The sequence below is a fragment of the Salmonella sp. SAL4457 genome (genome assembly GCF_046548235.1).
GTDB classification, from domain to species: Bacteria; Pseudomonadota; Gammaproteobacteria; order Enterobacterales; family Enterobacteriaceae; genus Salmonella; species Salmonella enterica.
In genome coordinates this window covers 1-247 of the sequence record NZ_JBGDZO010001085.1, presented here as the reverse complement: position 1 = coordinate 247, position 247 = coordinate 1, and the positions used below count along the sequence as shown (strand labels likewise).

Below are 247 nucleotides of genomic sequence, written 5' to 3'. Positions count from 1 at the left end.
CATGAAGGGTGCGATCCAGATGGACGAGGAACTGGTCGCGTGGGATCCCGTGAATTACTTCATGCCGCATCAGTTCGACAACCCGGCAAACCCGGCGATCCATGAGAAGACCACCGGCCCGGAGATCTGGAACGATACCGAGGGCGCGGTGGACGTGCTGGTCTCCGGGGTCGGCACCGGCGGCACCCTCACCGGCGTCTCGCGCTACATCAAGAACACCCGGGGCAAGCCGATCCTCGCCGTGGCG

General features: G+C 64.8%; 1 protein-coding gene. It reads left to right on the top strand.

Annotated elements, in window-relative coordinates; translation table 11 throughout:
- The coding region (locus ACLJNW_RS27540; protein ID WP_410961732.1) for a pyridoxal-phosphate dependent enzyme at positions 1–247 on the top strand (247 nt) is incomplete at both ends.